This is a genomic window from Actinoplanes sp. L3-i22, from assembly GCF_019704555.1.
In the GTDB taxonomy this organism is placed as follows: Bacteria; Actinomycetota; Actinomycetes; order Mycobacteriales; family Micromonosporaceae; genus Actinoplanes.
This window is the reverse complement of the sequence record NZ_AP024745.1, coordinates 2,352,382-2,369,890: the sequence shown is the minus strand read 5'-3', so window position 1 is coordinate 2,369,890 and position 17,509 is coordinate 2,352,382. Positions and strand designations below refer to the sequence as shown.

11 protein-coding genes are annotated in these 17,509 nt (G+C 71.0%); 8 read left to right on the top strand and 3 right to left on the bottom strand.

Annotated features, from left to right (window positions below):
* Positions 1–25 precede the first annotated feature (25 nt).
* Positions 26–2,755 carry a LuxR family transcriptional regulator gene (locus L3i22_RS10800; protein ID WP_221326826.1) on the bottom strand — a complete coding sequence of 910 codons (2,730 nt, stop codon included), beginning with the start codon at positions 2,753–2,755 and terminating at the stop codon, positions 26–28.
* A gap of 97 nt (positions 2,756–2,852) precedes the next feature.
* On the opposite strand from L3i22_RS10800, the gene L3i22_RS10795 reads away from it, so the two are divergent.
* Genes L3i22_RS10795 through L3i22_RS10785 form a run of 3 tightly spaced genes read left to right on the top strand, consistent with a single transcriptional unit; the run spans position 2,853 to position 5,482 of the window.
* A complete protein-coding gene (locus L3i22_RS10795; RefSeq protein ID WP_255658107.1) occupies positions 2,853–3,653 on the top strand; it encodes an alpha/beta hydrolase in 801 nt (266 codons plus the stop codon).
* A gap of 51 nt (positions 3,654–3,704) precedes the next feature.
* Positions 3,705–4,493, top strand: a complete 789-nt coding sequence (locus L3i22_RS10790) for an SDR family NAD(P)-dependent oxidoreductase (RefSeq protein WP_221326824.1) — start codon at positions 3,705–3,707, stop codon at positions 4,491–4,493.
* Between the two features lie 41 nt (positions 4,494–4,534).
* A complete protein-coding gene (locus L3i22_RS10785) occupies positions 4,535–5,482 on the top strand; it encodes a hypothetical protein (RefSeq protein ID WP_221326823.1) in 948 nt (315 codons plus the stop codon).
* Between the two features lie 109 nt (positions 5,483–5,591).
* Here the strand turns inward: L3i22_RS10785 and L3i22_RS10780 are convergent, their stop codons facing one another.
* Both L3i22_RS10780 and L3i22_RS10775 read right to left on the bottom strand, forming a co-directional pair.
* The gene (locus L3i22_RS10780) at positions 5,592–6,935 is read right to left on the bottom strand and encodes an Ig-like domain-containing protein (RefSeq protein ID WP_221326822.1); all 1,344 of its coding nucleotides are present in this window, start codon (positions 6,933–6,935) and stop codon (positions 5,592–5,594) included.
* 103 nt (positions 6,936–7,038) lie between these two features.
* A complete protein-coding gene (locus L3i22_RS10775; RefSeq protein WP_221326821.1) occupies positions 7,039–8,502 on the bottom strand; it encodes a sulfatase in 1,464 nt (487 codons plus the stop codon).
* Between the two features lie 299 nt (positions 8,503–8,801).
* Here L3i22_RS10775 and L3i22_RS10770 point away from each other — a divergent pair, with 299 nt between their 5' ends.
* The 5 genes from L3i22_RS10770 (at position 8,802) to L3i22_RS10750 (ending at position 17,497) form a co-directional block, all read left to right on the top strand.
* Positions 8,802–10,079 (top strand): ABC transporter substrate-binding protein, encoded by a 1,278-nt coding sequence (locus tag L3i22_RS10770; RefSeq protein ID WP_221326820.1) that lies wholly within the window; start codon positions 8,802–8,804, stop codon positions 10,077–10,079.
* Positions 10,080–10,083: 4 nt separating this feature from the next.
* Positions 10,084–10,920, top strand: coding sequence for a carbohydrate ABC transporter permease (locus L3i22_RS10765; protein ID WP_221326819.1), 837 nt, complete (start codon positions 10,084–10,086; stop codon positions 10,918–10,920).
* On the top strand, positions 10,917–11,744 hold the full coding sequence (locus tag L3i22_RS10760) for a carbohydrate ABC transporter permease (protein ID WP_221326818.1): 828 nt from the start codon (positions 10,917–10,919) through the stop codon (positions 11,742–11,744). The genes L3i22_RS10765 and L3i22_RS10760 overlap by 4 nt, the downstream gene beginning before the upstream one ends.
* Before the next feature lie 10 nt (positions 11,745–11,754).
* Positions 11,755–14,472 carry a hypothetical protein gene (locus L3i22_RS10755; protein WP_221326817.1) on the top strand — a complete coding sequence of 906 codons (2,718 nt, stop codon included), beginning with the start codon at positions 11,755–11,757 and terminating at the stop codon, positions 14,470–14,472.
* Positions 14,473–14,539: 67 nt separating this feature from the next.
* Positions 14,540–17,497: an RICIN domain-containing protein gene (locus L3i22_RS10750; protein ID WP_221326816.1), complete on the top strand. Its 2,958-nt coding sequence runs from the start codon at positions 14,540–14,542 to the stop codon at positions 17,495–17,497.
* Positions 17,498–17,509: the final 12 nt, after the last annotated feature.

The following is a 17,509-nucleotide window of genomic DNA, read 5'->3' as shown; positions in this document are numbered from 1 at the left end:
GGGCCCGGGGCTTCCGGCTCCGGGCTCACCCGTCGTCGCCCAGGGCCGCGGCCAGTTTGCGGCGGGACGTGATGGCGAGTTTCCGGAAGATCTTGGTGAGGTGGTACTCGACGGTCGAGGTGCTCAGGAACAGCCGGGCCGCGATCTCGGTGTTCGTGGCCCCGGCCGCGGCCAGCGTCGCGACCTGTTTCTCCTGCGGGGTCAGGCCGTGGGTGACCGGCGCCTCGCGGTCCTGCGGCCGCTCCCCGGTGGCGGTCAGCTCCGTGCGGGCCCGTTCCGCGAAGGCGGTGGCGCCCATTTTCGTGAACATGTCGTAGGCCGTACGCAACTCGACCCGGGCGTCGGCGCGGCGCCGGGCGCGGCGCAGCCACTCGCCGTACAGCAAATGGGTCCTGGCTTCTTCGATCTTGATCTGGGTCTTGGCCAGCTGGTCGGCCGACTCGCGGTAGAGCGGCTCGGCCGCATCGTCGTCGGCCAGCAGCGCGCGGCACCGGGCCAGCAGGCCCAGTCCCCACGGGGTGGCGCTGACCGGGACGCGCTCCAGCATCCGGGCGAGCGCCGCCTTCGCCGCCTCGTGGTCCCCGCCGCGGACGCCGGCCTCGACGATGTCGTGCAGCGAGCGGTTGGCGACGCCGGGCATGTCCCGCTCGAACGAGGGCAGCAGGGCGGTCAGCGCCTCGGCGTACCGGCCGAGACCGATCTCCAGGACGGCCAGCGAGTTGTTGATGACGTCGTCGAACCCGACGTCGGCGGTCGCCGCCGCGCGGGCCTCGGCCTCCCGCCCGCTCCAGGCGAGCAGCTCCACCTGCTGGATCCTCGGGTGCGCCTGCCGCAGGACGTCGCTGAGCTCGGCCAGTTCGTCGTGCCGGGCCGCGGCCGCCGCGAACCGGCCGGCCCGCATCTCCCAGGTGGCGCCGACCATCAGCGTGGTCAGCAGGGTCCCCAGGGCGCCGTTGGCCCGGTCGTGGGCCTCGAGGCGCTGCCACGCCGCCCGGCCGGCCTCGTCGTCCCACACGTCCTCGGCGGTGAACGCGCTGATCACCGCGAGCGGAAGGCACTCCTCGGCGAGGTTCTCCGCGGTGTTCAGCGCGGCCAGCGCGGCCCGCATCAGCGGCACGGCGGCCCGGTAGCCGACGGCGGTGCGGGTGGCGAAGCCGGTCAGGAACAGGTCGGTGTGGGTCGGCGCCGGGGTCTGCGCCGCCGGTGACGCCAGCACCTGCCGGGCCAGATCCCGCAGGGTGACCGTGGTGGCCCGGTCGTCGCTGAACACGATGGCCTGCAGCGCCTCGAACATCATCTTGCGGGCCAGCCCGGCATCCTGACCGGCGATCGACTCGGCCGCCGCCAGCAGCATCGCGGGCACGTCGGTGAAGCGTCCGGAGTAGATCTGGGCGGTGGCCCGGGCCTGCCGGGCGAGCGCGCGCGGGACCGGGTCGGCCAGGCCGCGTTCGGCCCGGTCGAGCAGGGCGCGGGCGGCGCGCGGCTCACCCAGCGCCAGGTGGGCGCGGGCCGCGGCGACCAGGCGCGCGGCCTGGTCCCGCGGGTCCGGGGAGAGCTCGGCCGCGCGGGACAGGAAGGCGGCCTGCTCGGCGTAGCCACCGCGGGTCCGCGCGCTCTCGGAGGCCCGCTCGAGCTCGGCGGCGACCGCCTCGTCGAGCCCGATCGTCGCCTCCGCCCGGTGCCAGGCGTGCCGGTCGAGGTCGAGCACCGGGTCGGAGACCGCGGCCAGGGCGGCGTGCACGCGCCGGCGGTCGGTCGCGCCGGCACCCCGGTAGACGGCCGAGCGGATCAGCGGGTGCCGGAAGTCGAGCGAGTCGGTCAGGATGCCCGCGGCCAGGGCCGGATCGGCCCGGTCGGCGGCGACGCCCAGGTGCGCGGCGGCCCGCCAGAGCAGGGTGGCGTCGTCCGGCGGGGCGGCCGAGACGAGCAGCAGCAGTTCCCGGGTCTCGGCCGGGAGCTGCTCGATCTGCCGCTGGTAGTGCGACTCCAGCAGCGTGCCGACCGGCAGGGACTGCGGCAGCGGGGCGGTGCCGGTCAGCTGTTCCGCGCTCAGCGAGCCGGCCAGCTCGACCAGGGCCAGGGGGTTGCCGCCGGTGCCGTCGACGAGCTTGGCGGCGACCGCGCCGTCGAGGCGGCCGGTGATGCTGGCCGTCAGCAGGTTCCCGGCGTCGTCGCTGGACAGGCCCGGCACGGTCAGGGTGGGCAGCCCGTCGAGAACACCGAGTCCCGGCCGGCGGGTGTCGCCCTGCGGGCGGGTGGCGAACACCAGCCCGATGGTCTCGGCGTGCAGGCGGCGCGCGACGAACGCCAAGACCTCGGCCGAGGCCCGGTCCAGCCAGTGCGCGTCGTCGACGACGCAGAGCAGCGGCTGCGCCACGGCCGCGTCGGCGAGCAGGGTGAGCACCGCCATGCCGGCCAGGTAGCGGTCGGCCGGGGCGCCGCCGGCCAGGCCACCGAACGCGGTACGCAACGCGTCGCGCTGCGGGGCGGGGAGCGCGTCGATCCCGGTCAGCCAGGGGCGCAGCAGGCGATGCAGGGCCGCGAAGCCGAGCACCATCTCCGACTCGACCCCGAAGATCCGGACCACCCGGAGGTCCGGGTCACTGGCGGCGACCCGGTCGAGCAGGCTGGTCTTGCCGGTCCCGGGTTCACCGGAGAGCACCAGGGTGCCGCTGCGCCCGTCCCGGACACCGTCCAGCAGATCTTGCAGGACGCGCCGCTCGTCGCGGCGCCCGATGAACGGAACCGATCGCACCCCCCAAGTAGATCACCCCGGCCCTGGGGTCCCCTCCCGGTGGGACTGGGGGGTTTCCATGATTCGGGGATGGGGGTCTGACTGGTGTGCTTATCGCATGACGACGACGCAGACCCCGATCATCTTCATCCACGGCCTCTGGCTCCACGCGACCTCCTGGAACACCTGGATCGAGAAGTTCACCGCCGAGGGCTACGCCCCGATCGCCCCCGGCTGGCCCGGCGACCCGGACACCGTCACCGAGGCCCGCGAGAACCCCGAGAGCATCGCCGACCACGGCATCGACGACGTCGTCGAGCACTACGCCGGAATCATCCGCGGCATGGACACCGCACCGATCCTGATCGGCCACTCCTTCGGCGGCATGATCGCGCAGAAACTACTCGGACAAGACCTGGGCCGCGCCGCCGTCGCCATCGACGCCGCACAGATCAAGGGGGTGCTGCCGCTACCGCTGTCCGCGCTGCGGGCCACCCTGCCGGTGTTCAAGAACCCGGCCAACAAACACCGGGCCGTCTCCCTGACCGCCGAGCAATTCCGCTACGCCTTCGGCAACGCCATCCCCGCCGAGGAATCCGACGCCCTCTTCGAGCAGTGGACCATCCCCGCACCCGGCAAGCCGCTGTTCGAAGCCGCCGCCGCGAACTTCAGCCCGCATTCACCCGCCAAGGTCGACACCGCCAACCAGAACCGCGGACCGCTGCTGCTGATGACCGGCGGCAAGGACCACACCGTCCCCGAAGCCGTCGTCCGCGCCACCCTCAAGCAGTACCGGCACTCCGACGCCGTCACCGACATCACCGAATTCCCCGACCGCGGCCACTCACTGACCATCGACAACGGCTGGACCGACGTCGCCGACACCACGCTCGCCTGGCTGCGCCGCCAGGGCCTCTGAATTCTGAGTTTGTCCGGCCTCTGAATCCGTACGCGAAGGAAGGTTTTTGTCATGGATCTTGAATTGTCGGGAAAGAGCGTCATCGTCACCGGAGCGAGCCGGGGCATCGGGCTGGCCGTCACGCGCGCCCTGGTCGCCGAGGGGGCGTCGGTGACGGCGGTCTCGAGGAGCGGATCGCCCGAGCTCAACGAGCTGGAAGCGGCCGGCCGGGTGCGCACGGTCGCCCTCGATCTGGCCGATCCGCAGGCGCCGGCCGCGGTCGTCGAGGCCGCGCTGTCGGCCTTCGGGCGCCTGGACGTGCTGGTCAACAACGTCGGCGCGGTCCGGCCACGGGTCGCCGGATTCCGGTCGGTCACCGACGACGACTGGGAAAAGACCTTCCAGATCAACTTCTTTTCCGCCGTACGGATGACGCGCGCCGCGCTGCCCCATCTGCTCACGGCCGGCGCGGGCAGCATCGTCACCGTCGGCTCGGTCAACGCGGCCCTGCCCGACCCCCTGGTGATCGACTACAGCGCGGCCAAGGCGGCGCTGGCGAGCTTCAGCAAGTCGCTGTCCAAAGAGGTGGGCCCGGCCGGCGTCCGGGTCAACACGGTCAGTCCCGGCCCGGTCGCGACCGACCTGTGGCTGGGCGCCGGCGGGGTCGCCGCGACCGTGGCCGGCGCCACCGGCGGTGACCCGGCCGCCATCGCCGAGCAGGTGGCGGGTGGTTCGATCACCGGCCGCTTCACCCGCCCCGAAGAGGTCGCCGACCTGGTGACGTTCCTGGCCGGCGCCCGCGCCGCCAACATCACCGGAGCCGACTTCACCATCGACGGCGGCCTGATCACCACCCTCTGACCCTCTCCAGGAGGCCCCCGCCCAGCAGTAGGGTTCCGCCGATGGGATATTTCACGCTCGATATCCAGCTGAACGTCGACACCGGCCGAGGACCGCTCGGTGAGGCCGCGTACGTCTGGTTCGACACGCTGACTCAGGCGCTGGCGCCGGCCGAGCGGGCGAAACTCGCCGGCCTGCCGGCGGTCACCGGCCTCGACCCCTCCTCGGCGGATCCGCAGGGCGAACCCGGTGAGTTGTACGGCCTCATCGAGGTCGCACGCTCGATCGACGGGGGCTACCCGGGCAGCGAGTGGCGTCATCTCAGCGATGCGGGTTGGGAATGGCTCCGGGCCGAGCTGACCGATCTTCCGAACTGGAAGGTCACGGTGCGGATCGGCCGGTTCGACGAGGACGGCTTCCTCGGTGACCGGATCCTGTCCGCCGGCGCCTGGCCGATGCGACAGGCAGCCCTCATCCTCGACGGCGAGCCGCCCGGCTGGCTGGTCCTGGACGCGGACGTGCCGGCTGACCGGTTCACCGACCCGGATTCGGGTCCCGCCGAGCAGCAGCGGTGGCTCGCCGCGATCCGGCAGGCCGCCGACCGGCTCAACCCGGGCTTCGGCCAGGTGGACTACTGGCGGGACAAGGGCCGGACAGCGCTGGAGCGCTGGTCGGGACGGGAGAACCGGGATCCGAAGCAGTCGATACTACGGACCCGGGAACGGCTCCGGGGCTACTCCTGGCTGACGATCGTGGCGCAAGAGGTGGGTGATCGGCTCGGCGGCCGCCCCGCGCTGCTCGCCACCGGCGCGTTCGAGCAGGTGGAGCCGCTGACCGAGGGTGGGTTCTGGCTGCTGGCCACGAAGGATTTCCGCGACTACGAGATGACCGCCGCGGAGCGGGTGTTCCGGGCGTTGGCTCCGGCTCTTCCGCCCGGCACCCCGCGAGCACGCAACGATCCGGGCCGGCCGCCGACGTTCGTGGTCATCGCCGATCCCGCGCAAGCCTGATCGGGGCGGCACACGACCTGAACGGGAGTCGGCGCCGCGACCGCCGGCGTGGCTGTCAACCGGCTCAGCCCCGGGTGGCAGGGCCCGGGGCTGAGCTTGTGGGTCGGTGTTACCGGGCCGCGTTCTTGCGGATCAGGGACTCGACCACGGTGATCGGCTGTGGCGCCGAGGTGGAGCCGGCGAACGTACTGTCGCCGTTGTAGGTGGCGGTGACCTGGTAGGAGCCCAGCTTCAGCTGGGTCGGTTTCAGGAAGCAGCCGTCGGTGTTGGCCAGCAGGATCGTGCACAGCGCCACCGCGCCGTTCTTGATGGTGACGTTCCCGGTCGGGATCCCGCTCACCGCCGGGATGACTTGGACGGTGAAGAACTCGGCGTCCTCGTTGCCGAACGCGAGGACGTCCGCCGACGCGGTCAGGATCGTGGTGGTCGGCTCCTTCGCCACGACCAGGGTCTTCGAGCTGTCCGCGGACGGTGTGTCGGTGGCGTCGCCGTTGTAGGTGGCGGTCAGCGGATAGCTACCCGGCCGCAGCTGGCTGGCGGTCGGGCTGCAGTGGCCGGTGCCCCCGCTCAGGCCGAACGTGCAGATCGTCGTCGACCCGGTCTTGATCGTGACGGTCCCGGTCGGCGTGCCGCCGCCGGCGTTCGTGACCCGGACGGTGAGGACCTCGTCCTGCTCGCTCGCGAACGGCACCGACGGGCTCGACAGCGTCAGCGTGGTCGTCGTCGACTGCACCGGCAACACGGTGATCGGCCGGCTCGTGACGGAGCCGGCGTAGACGCCGTCGCTGAAGTAGGTCGCGGTGATCTGGTTGGTGCCGGCCGGCAGCGTGCTCGCCCCCAGGGAGCACGCGGCGAGATCCCCGAAGCTGTTCAGCGTGCCGCTGCACAGGGTGAACGTTCCCGAGGCGGTGGCGGCCGTGACGGTCATCGACCCGGTCGGCGTGCCCGCCACGTTGCCGCGGACGCCGGCGTTGATGGAGTAGCCCTGTTCCTGGCCGAGGACCAGCCGGGGATCACCGGGCACCGTGGATCCGAAGGGGTCCAGGATCTGGATGCTCGTGGTGCTCGGCTGCAGCACCACGGTGAGCGGCACCGCACCGGAGGCGGACGGGAACGTGTCCTCGTTCCCGTCGTAGACGGCGGTGAGCGAGTAGGTGCCGGGCGCCAGGGCCCGGGCCGGCATCGTGCAGGTCGCCGAGCCGCTGATGAAGCCGAAGCACAGCGACTTCCCGCCGCCGCTGACCCCGAAGGTGCCGCTGGGGTTGCCGGCCGAGACGCCGACCGTCATCACGTCCCGGTCCAGGGCCCCGGCGAACGCGGTGCCGCTCTGCAGGCTCAGCGACGTCGACGACCCGTCCTTGTCCGCCAGCGCCGGGCCGGCCGTCATCGTCTGGACCACGAGCGCGGCGGTCACCACGCTCGCCAGTCCGGCCAGCACTTTTCGCCATTTCATGGGAAACCTTTCCCGTTCTCCGCGTCGACTTTTGATGGTGAAGCCCTCGCAGGGTGCCCGGGTGGTCTGAAACGGCTCTGATGCGGCGCTGAAACCGCCGGTGTCAGCCGACGTGGCCGGCGGTCCAGCAGGTGGTGCCCGTGTGGCAGTTCGTCAGGGCGGCGACGTCCGCGTGCAGCGCCGTCTTGCGGGCTGCCGAGAGGCCGGCGTACGTGTTCCGCAGCTGATCCGGGTCCGCCGTCCGGTCGTAGTATTCGCGCTCGCCGTTGTCGTATTCCACATAGGTGTACGTCTCGGTGCGCAGCGCCTCGTACGTGGTCGGCATGCCGTTGCGGGCGTCCTGGACGTCGGGGTCGTCGGGGCTGGCGCCCGGCCCGTGGTGCTCGATGAGTGACCCGGTGCGCCACGGGGCGGTCGTCCCGCCGGTGACCAGGGTCAGCAGCGAGCGACCGTCGACGTCGTCGGCGACCGCGGCGCCGCCGATGCGCTGGAACGTCGGGGCCAGGTCGATGTTCTGCACGATCTGCGGGCGGCTGACGCCACCGGGCACGTCCGGGCCGGCGACCACCAGGGGCACCACCACGTCGTGGTCGTACGCCGTCTGCTTGCCCTCGACCAGGCGATGGTCGCCCATGTGGAAGCCGTTGTCGGAGCTGAAGACCACGTACGTGTTGTCGGCGACCCCGGAGTCGGCGAGTTGCTGACGCAGGCCGGCGATCATCCGGTCGACCGCCTGCACGGCCTGCGCCCGCTTCCGATAGTCAGTGTTGATCTTCTGGATCTCGGCGGCGGTGAGCGGACCGTTGCCGGCCAGCCAGGTCGGCGCGTCCGCCGGCAGGGTGTCCCAGGCGGGGGTCCGCGGAGCGGTCAGGCCGGGGAACTTGTCGAGGTCCTGCCGGGCCGGGGTGAACGGGCCGTGCGGCGCGAACGTGGCGATCTCCATCAGGAACGGCTGGTGGGCCGCGGCCGAGCGCTCGATGAACGACTGGCCCTTGGCGCTCACCACGTCGGTGAGGTAGTCCGCGTCGGTGGTGCCGTAGTGCACCAGCGTGCCGTTCTCGTTCAGGTTGTAGTTGTACTCGCCGTAGGCGTTGCCCGCGCCGTACCACTCGGTCCAGCCCGGCGGCGTGTAGAGGTCCTTGGGGAGGTACCCGTTGAGGTACTTGCCGAGGAACGCGGTGCGGTACCCCTGGGCCTGCAGGGCGGTGGCGAAGGTCTGCGACTCGTTGCCCCGGTTGTGGAAGACCGCGAAGCCGCCGTCCGGGCTCTCGTTGGTGAAGACGCCGGTGTCGTGCGGGAACTTCCCGGTGAAGATCGACGAGCGGGACGGGCAGCACAGCGAGTCGGTGACGGTGTAGTTGGTGAACGTCGTGCCGTCGGTCTGCAGCCGCCGCACGTTCGGCATGTGCTGGACCAGGTTCCACGCCAGGTCGTCGACCAGGACGAAGACGATGTTCGGTGGGGTGGCGGCAGCCCGCGCGGGGGCCGGCGGCGCGCCGGCGGAGGCGACGAGACCGACGGTCGCGACGAGAGCTGCGGCGGCCAGGGCGGCCGGTAATTTACGCATGCATCCACCATTGACGATGCGCGGCGGCGATCGGCCGAATGGCGTGTTCGAATCATGTAAATATTATCGGACGGGTAGGATTTGGCGGCCCGCCGAGGCGGCCCCGAGCGCCGGAAAGGTCAGACAGGAAACCGCATTCCCTGTGCTGGCCGCACCTGCAGCATCGTTGACTATCGATCGACGAGCGTGCGATGCTGCCCCGGCGCATCGAATGTCGCTGATCCCCAACGCCCCGGAAGGCCCCGCCGCGGCGGCGATTTCGTCGTGCTCTGAAACGTTCCAGGGATGCGGGAGGCGTCATGGCGGTCAGCAGGCGAACACTTCTCCGGGGCGGGGTGGCCGGGCTGGCCCTCGCCGGGACCGGGACGGCGGCCGCCGGGTGCGGGGACAGCGGGGACAGCGGCAAGACGCTGCGGTTCTCCTGGTGGGGCAGCGAGGAGCGGGCCAAGGTGACCCAGCAGGTGGTCGACCTGTTCCACACCCGGCACCCGGAGATCACGGTCAAGACGACGTACGCGGCGTTCGACCCGTACTTCCAGAAGCTGGCCACCGAGATGAGCGGCGGCAACGCCCCCGACGTGCTGCAGATGAGCGAGCGCTACATCCGCGAGTACGCCGAGCGCAACACCCTGCTCGACCTCACCTCGCACCTGGGCGGCACGATCAAGACGGCCGACCTGGAGTCCAAGCTGTTCACCCAGGGCCTGATCGGCGACAAGACCTACGGCCTGCCGATGGGCCAGACCACCCACGTGCTGCAGTACGACGCCACGCGCTGGGCCGAGGCCGGCGCGAAGCTCCCCGCCGACGGCTGGACCTGGGACGACCTGCGGGACGCCGGCGCGAAGGTGAGCGCGAAGTTCGGCCCGAAGGTCAGCGGGATCAGCGACTTCTTCGGCATCGAGGACTGGTTCGGAGACTGGCTGCGCCAGCAGGGCAAGGACCTCTACACGCCGGACGGCAAGCTCGGCTACACCGAGGCCGAGGTGGTCCGCTGGTGGCAGCTGGCGGTCGAGTTCAAGGACGCGAAGGCGCTCACCCCGCCCGCGGTCACCAGCAACACCACCGGCACGCCGTTCCCGCGCAAGGAGTCGACCGCCGAGTTCGCGCCGGACTCGACGGTCGGGATGACTTCGTGGGACACCTACGGCGGGGAGTTCAAGCTCTCCGCGTTCCCGACCGCCGGCAGCGGGACCGGCCAGGTCACCCAGCCGCCCATGATGATCAGCATCGCGCAGCGGACGAAGAGCCCGGACGCCGCGCTGACCTTCGTGGACTTCTTCCTCAACGACCCGGAGGCCGGCGCGCTGCTCGGGATGAGCCGCGGCCTGCCGGCCAACCTGGCGATCCGCAAGACGTTGAGCGGGACGCTGACCGACGAGTGGAAGATGGTCGCCGACTACGAGGCCCTGGTCACCCCGAAGCTGCTGCCGGCGCCCGCGCCGCCGCCGAAGGGCGCGGGCGTGGTGAAGACCCAGTTCCAGCGGATCTACGACGACGTGATGAACGCGACGGCCACGCCGGAGCAGGCCGCGCCCCGGCTGATGAGCGAGATCAAGCAAGCGCTCGGGGCCTGAGCGGATGCACACCGGTGAGCGGCCGTCGGTCGCGTACCTCTTCCTCTCCCCCTGGATCGCCGGCGCGCTGCTGCTCACGCTCGGGCCGATGGCCGCGTCGCTGTACCTCTCGTTCACCGACTACGACCTGTTCACCGCGCCGCGGTGGACCGGGCTGGACAACTACGTACGGATCCTGACGAGCGACCCGCACTTCTGGAACGCGGTCGCGGCGACCACCAAGTTCGTCGCGATCTCGGTGCCGGTGCAGCTGGCCGCGGCGCTCGGGGTGGCGATGCTGATCAACCGGCCCAGCCGGGCGCGGGGCGCCTACCGGTCCGCGTTCTACGCGCCGTCGCTGCTCGGCGCGAGCGTCAGCGTCGCGGTGGTGTGGCGGGTGATCTTCCACGACTGGATCGGGCAGCCGGACCGGGCGCTGCTCGCGCTGGTGCTGCTCGCGGTCTGGCAGTTCGGCGCCCCGATGGTGATCTTCCTGGCCGGGTTGCAGCAGATCCCGCGGGAGTACTACGACGCGGCGGCGGTGGACGGGGCCGGGCCGTGGCGGACGTTCCGGTCGATCACGCTGCCGATGCTGTCGCCGGTGATCTTCTTCAACCTGGTGCTCGACACGATCCGCGCGTTCCAGGTCTTCACCGGCGCCTACGTGCTGAGCAACGGCACCGGCGGGCCCAGCGACTCGACGCTGTTCTACACCCTCTACCTGTACGAGAAGGGGTTCGTCGAGTTCAAGATGGGCTACGCCTCGGCGATGGCGTGGCTGCTGCTGGTGGCGGTCGCGGCGATCACCGCGCTGCTGTTCCGTACGTCGCGAAGCTGGGTCTTCTACGGTGGCGAGGCATGATCCGCCGGGTCGGATGGCATCTGCTCGTGCTGGCCCTGCTGATCCCGCTGCTCTACCCGATCGTCTGGCTGGCCGCCGCGTCGTTCAAGCCGTCCGGGGAGATCCTGCAGAGCCTGGCGCTGCTGCCGAAGCACGCCATCCTGGACAACTACGCCTACCTCGCCGGTGACCTGGCCGGGGTGCCGGTCTGGCGGTTCTTCGTCAACTCGATCCTGGTCTCGGCCGGGTGCGCGGCGGCCAACATCGTGAGCTGCTCGCTGGCCGGGTACGCGTTCGCCCGCCTGCGCTTCCGGCTGCGCAAACCGCTGTTCGCAGTCATGCTCGCGACGATCATGCTGCCCACGCATGCCGTGCTGATCCCGCAGTACACGATCTTCCAGCGGCTCGGCACGGTCGACACGTTCTGGCCGCTGATCCTGCCGAAGCTGCTGGCCACCGACGCGTTCTTCGTGTTCCTGATGGTCCAGTTCATGCGGAACATCCCGCGGGAGCTGGACGAGGCGGCCCGGCTCGACGGCTGCGGCTCGATCCGGATCTTCCCGGCGGTGATCCTGCCGCTGATCCGGCCGGCCGTGGTCACCACCGCGATCTTCACGTTCATCTGGACCTGGAACGACTTCCTGAGCCAGCTGATCTATCTGTCCGATCCGGAGAAGTACACGTTGCCGCTCGCCCTGCGGCTGTTCATCGACGTGACCGACCCGAACGCGTACGGGCCGATGCTCGCTCTGTCGGCGCTCGCGCTCGTGCCGATCCTGCTGTTCTTCGCCGCGTTCCAGCGGCTGCTGGTCGAGGGCTTCGCCACGTCCGGTCTCAAAGGCTAAGGAGAACGACATGCCGGAAATCTCACGACGTACCTTCGTTCGTGGCGTCGCCGCCGCACCCACTCTGGGGTTGATCGCCGAGCGCCTGCCCGCGGCTGCCGCCGTACCGGAGAAGCGGGAAACCGCAAGCACCGCGGACCCGGTCGAACTCCGCTGGCTGGAGGGGAAGCCCGCCGCAGGCGTCGGGAACACCTGGGGGGTGCCCTGGCCGACGGGCGCGCTGGCCCCGGACCAGGCCTTTACGCTGGCGGCGGCGGACGGCACGACCGTGCCGGTGCAGACCTGGCCGCTCGCCTACTGGCCGGACGGCACGCTGAAGTGGAGCGCGCACGCGATCCCGGCGGACGCGCCGCTGAGCGAGGCCTACACGCTGACCCGCGGGACGCCGAGCCCCGGCAAGACCCCGCCGGTGCTGGTCGTGGAGACGAAGCAGCAGGTCACCGTCAACACCGGCGTGATCAAGGTGGTCGTCGAGAAGCGCGGGTCCCAGCTGATCAGCGCGATCACCCGGGACGGCGTCGAGATCGCCCGGGACCTGCGGCTGATCAGCCTGCGGCAGCGGAAGATCGAGGACCACCGGGCCGAGAGCGAGCAGCTGACCAGCACGATCACGAAGGTCCGGGTGGAGCAGCGCGGGCCGGTGCGCGCGGTGATCCGGATCGACGGCACGCATCAGCGCCGCGGTAGGTCGTGGCTGCCGTTCAGCGTGCGGCTCTACCTCTACTCCGGCGCCGAGCACGTCCGGATGGTGCACACGTTCATCCTGGACACCGACGGGAGCAGCGAGTTCATCGCCGGGCTCGGCGTGCGGGTGGGCGTGCCGATGCGCGACGCGTTGCACGACCGGCACGTGCGGCTCAGCGGTGACGGCGACGGGCTGCTGCGCGAGGCGGTCCGCGGGATCACCGGGCTGCGCCGCGACCCGGGCGCCAACGTCCGCGCCGCGCAGATCGCCGGCGAGAAGCTGCCCGACCCGGCCACCTGGGACCAGCGGGTCACCACCCGGCTCGAGCTGATCCCGGCGTGGGGCGACTACACGCTCAGCCAGGCCTCCTCCGAGGGCTTCACGATCAAGAAGAGGACCAAGCCGGGGTACGGCTGGATCACCGCCGACGCCGGGCAGCGCGCCCAGGGGTTCGGCTACGTCGGCGGGGCCAGCGGCGGGCTCGGCTTCGGGATGCGCGACTTCTGGCAGCGGCACCCGTCCCAGCTGGACATCCGCAACGCCGCCACGGACCAGGCGGAGGCGACGATCTGGATGTGGTCGCCGGAGGCCGGGCCGATGGACACGCGCTTCTATCACGACGGGATGGGGCAGGACACGTACCCGAAGCAGTTGCAAGGTTTGGAGATCACGTACGAGGACTACGAGCCGGGCTTCGGCACGCCCTACGGCATCGCCCGCACCACCGAGCTGACGTTCTGGGCGCTGCCCGCCACTCCGCCGGCCGCCGAGCTCGCCGCCCTGGCCCGCACGGTCGCCACGCCCCCGCAGCTGGTCGCCCCGCCGGAGCACCTGGCGTCGAGCGGCGCGTTCGGCGGGCTGTTCGCCCCGGTCGACCGGTCCACCCCGGCCCGGGTGAAGATCGAGGACCGGCTCGACTTCCTCTTCGACTACTACCGCAAGCAGCGCGAACAGCGCCACTGGTACGGCTTCTGGAACTACGGCGACATCATGCACACGCCGGACGTGGATCGGCACGTCTGGCGCTACGACGTCGGCGGCTACGCGTGGGACAACTCGGAGCTCTCCCCCGACCTGTGGCTGTGGTTCGCGTACCTGCGGTCGGGCCGCGCCGACATCTTCCGCTTCGCCGAGGCGATGACCCGGCACACCGGCGAGGTCGACGTCTACCACCTGGGCAAGTGGGCCGGGCTCGGAACCCGGCACGGCGTGCTGCACTGGGCCGACAGCGCCAAGCAGCAGCGGATCAGCACGGCCGTCTACCGCCGCGTCTACTACTACCTGACCGCCGACGAGCGGTGCGGTGACCTGATGCGTGAGCTGGTCGACTCGGACCAGACGTTCCTGGCGCTCGATCCGCTGCGGAAGATCCGGACCGAGCCGTACACGCCGGACCCGCACGCGCTCTCGATCGGGCTCGGCACCGACTGGAGCGGGCTGGCCGCGGCCTGGCTGACCGAGTGGGAGCGGCGCGGCCCCAAAGCCGCGACGGCGCAGAAGAAGCTGCTCGCGACGATGCGGACGATCGCGCGGATGCCGAACGGCTTCGTCACCGGCAGCGGCCTCTACGACATCGACACCGGCGAGTTCGCGGTGGCCGCCAAGACGGTCAGCGTGTCGCACCTGAGCGCGATGTTCGGCCAGGTGGAGATCTGCGCCGAGCTGATCGGGCTGGTCGACGTGCCCGGCTTCGAGCAGGCCTGGCTGCAGTACTGCCGGCTGTTCAACGCGACCAAGGCCGAGCAGGCGGCCGAGACCGGCGCGGACTTCGGCAACCTGATCCTCAAGCAGGGACATTCCAGGCTTTCCGCGTACGCGGCGGTCCGGCTGAACGACGCCGCGCTGGCCGCCCGGGCGTGGAAGGAGTTCACCGGCACCGACGGCTACACCGACGCGTCCCCGTGGCAGACCACCCGCCGGGAGGGCCCGGAGGTGCTGAACCCGGTGGACGAAGCGTCCTGGGTGGACACCAATACCACCGCTCTGTACGGGCTTGCGGCGATCCAGAACCTGGCTCTGATCGGTGATCGTCTGAGCTCTTGACATCGATGTTGGTCCGTTTCCAGACTGTTACGACCACCGATGTTTACGTAAACACGAAGGGTCACGCATGAGGATCCTGCTCGCCGCTCTACTGAGCGCTTCTTCGCTGGTCGCCCCGGCGCCGGCTGTTGAAAATGTCAAGATCACCCCCGACCCCTCCTATCAGGGCGCCGCCTGGCAGGGCTGGGGCACCAGCCTGGCCTGGATGTCCGAGGCCACCGGCGGCTACCCCGACGAGATCCGCAACCGCCTGGTCGATCTGGTCTTCGGGGCCGACGGGCTGAACCTGAACATCGCCCGCTTCAACATCGGCGGCGGGAACGCGCCGACCGTCCAGCCCTACCTGCGGCCGGGCGGCGCGGTGCCCGGCTTCTGGACGACCGATCAGCAGTACACGCCGGCCGACAAGGACTGGTGGAACCCGGCCGACGACGCGGACTGGAACTGGGACGCCGACCCGAATCAGCGCTGGTGGGTCGACCAGATCAAGGACAAGGTGACGCACTGGGAGGCGTTCAGCAACTCGCCGCCGTACTTCCAGACCGTCAGCGGCTACGTCAGCGGCGGCTTCAGCGCGACCACCGACCAGATCCGCGCCGACAAGACCGACGAGTTCGCGCAGTACCTGACCCGGGTCACCGAGCACCTGGAACAGGCCCACGGCATCACCTTCGACTCCATCGAGCCGCTCAACGAACCCAACACCAACTACTGGGGTACGACGCTGGGCGCGAACGGCCGGCCCACCGGCGGCCGCCAGGAGGGCGCCCACGCCGGCCCCGCCTCGCAGGCCGCGGTCATCGCCGCGCTGAACCGCGTCTGGGACGGAACCATCGCCGCCCCGGACGAGACCAACCCGGGCACCATGGTCACCGACTTCTACGACTGGACCGCCGAGGCCCGGGCGGCCGTCGACCGGCTGAACGTGCACACCTACGGCACCGGGCAGCGGACCAGCGTCCGGGACATCGCCAAGGCCGAGCAGAAGCCGCTCTGGATGAGCGAGGTCGAGGGCAGCTGGGGTCACGACTACACGAGCATGGACTCGGGGCTCGGCATGGCCCAGCGCATCGTCGACGACATCCGCGAGCTGGAGCCGTCGGCCTGGGTCCTCTGGCAGCCGATCGAGGACGCCAGGAACATGCAGGCCGAGGGCAACCTGCAGTGGGGTGAGATCCACGTGCCGTTCGACTGCACCGCGGCGGACACCCTGGCCACCTGCCCGATCAAGACCAACACGAAGTACGACACGATCCGGAACTTCACCCACTACGTGAAGCCCGGCGACCACTTCGTGAAGGTCTCCGATTCCCGCAGCCTGGCCGCGGTCAGCGACACCGGCGCGACCGTCGTGCACGTCAACCCGGCGACGACCGCCGAGTCGGTCACCCTGGATCTGTCGAAGTTCGCGTCGATCCGCCGCGGCGCCACCGTCACACCGGTGGTGACCAGCGCGGACGGCAAGCTCGTGCCGGGCTCGCCGGTCCGCGTGGCCGGCACGACGGCCACCCTCTCCGTCCCGGCCCAGTCGGTGACCACGTTCCTGGTCAGCGGCGTCTCCGGGGCGGCCGGGCCGCACCTCGTGCCCGGGCACCCCTACCGGTTGCAGGGCGTGGCCAGCGGGAAGTCGCTCGCGCCCGGCCTGACCATCCGCACCTCGTCCGCGACCGCCACCGACCAGTTGTGGACGTTCGAGCCGGTCGGTGACGCCTACCGGATCACCAACGCCGGAACCGGGCAGACCCTCGACTCCCTGTGGCGGGTCTCCACCACCGGCGACGGGACCTACACGCTGATCAACGTCGACGCGCGCCGGCTGCTGGACGTGAACGGCGGCTCGACCGCGGACGGCGCGACCGTCGGGCTCTATCAGCCGACCTCGGGCGGCAACCAGCGCTGGACGGCCATCGACGAGAGCATCGGCGCTCTCCGGACCGCCGAGACCTACACCGTGCCGGGCCGGACGCCGACCCTGCCGGCGACCGTCACCGACGGAAAACACTCGCTGCCGGTCGTCTGGAACCTGCCCGCCGAGAAGGCGTGGCGTAAGCCAGGCCTGGTCACGGTGCGCGGGACGGCCACCGACGTGCTCGGGACGACGCACCGCGCGACGGCCGAGGTGACCGTCGACGTCTTCACCTCGACCGAGCCCGGCCGGGCCAAGACGTTCCCCGGCGGGCAGCCGGCGCTGCCCGCGACGGTGGTCGCGGTCGGTAAGCACGGCGGCCGGGCCGACGTGCCCGTGACCTGGGAAGCCGCCACCTACCCGGCGACCGGAGTGGTCACGGTCCGCGGCACGGTTCCCGATCTCGGGCTTCCCGCCGCGGTGCGCGTCCAGGTCACCACCCCGGTCGACAGCCCGCTGACCGGCGGCGTCTCGGTCGCCGCGACCTACACCGAGCCCGGCTACGCCACGGCCGGGCTGACCAACGGCGACACCACCGACAAGGCCTGGTCGAACTGGAAGTCGGCGGACCGCAACGCCACGGACACGCTCACCGCGACGCTGCCCGCCGGGACCTCGCCGTCCGGCCTCACCGTGCACTTCTACAAGGACAACTCGTCCGGCGGCGGGCTGGCGCAGAGCGTTCAGGCCGGCGTGCCCGACGCGAGCGGCGCCTGCGTGGTGTCCGGGCCGGTGGTCCCGGTCGGTGTCGACAGTCCGCTCGCGGTGGACGTGCCGGTGCCGGACGGCGCGGGATCGACAGTGTGTGTGGTGCTCACGGCCGTGCCGAACGGGTATCTGACCGTGGCTGAGCTGCAGGTCTCGGCGAAGGCGCCGGGCGTGGGCACGGACGCGACGGCGGCCGGGATCGAGGTCGACGGGCGGGCGATTCGTGGCTTCGATCCGGCGGTCACGACGTACCGAATCACAACGAAGCATCCGGAACATGCGGTGATCACCGCGACCACGGCGGACCCCTATGCGACCGTGACCGTCGCGCGGACCGGGACCACCCGGGTGGTGACCGTGACCGCCGAGGACGGCGTCACCCAGGTCCGCTACCGGATCCAGCTGCGCTAGCGGTGCCGGGGG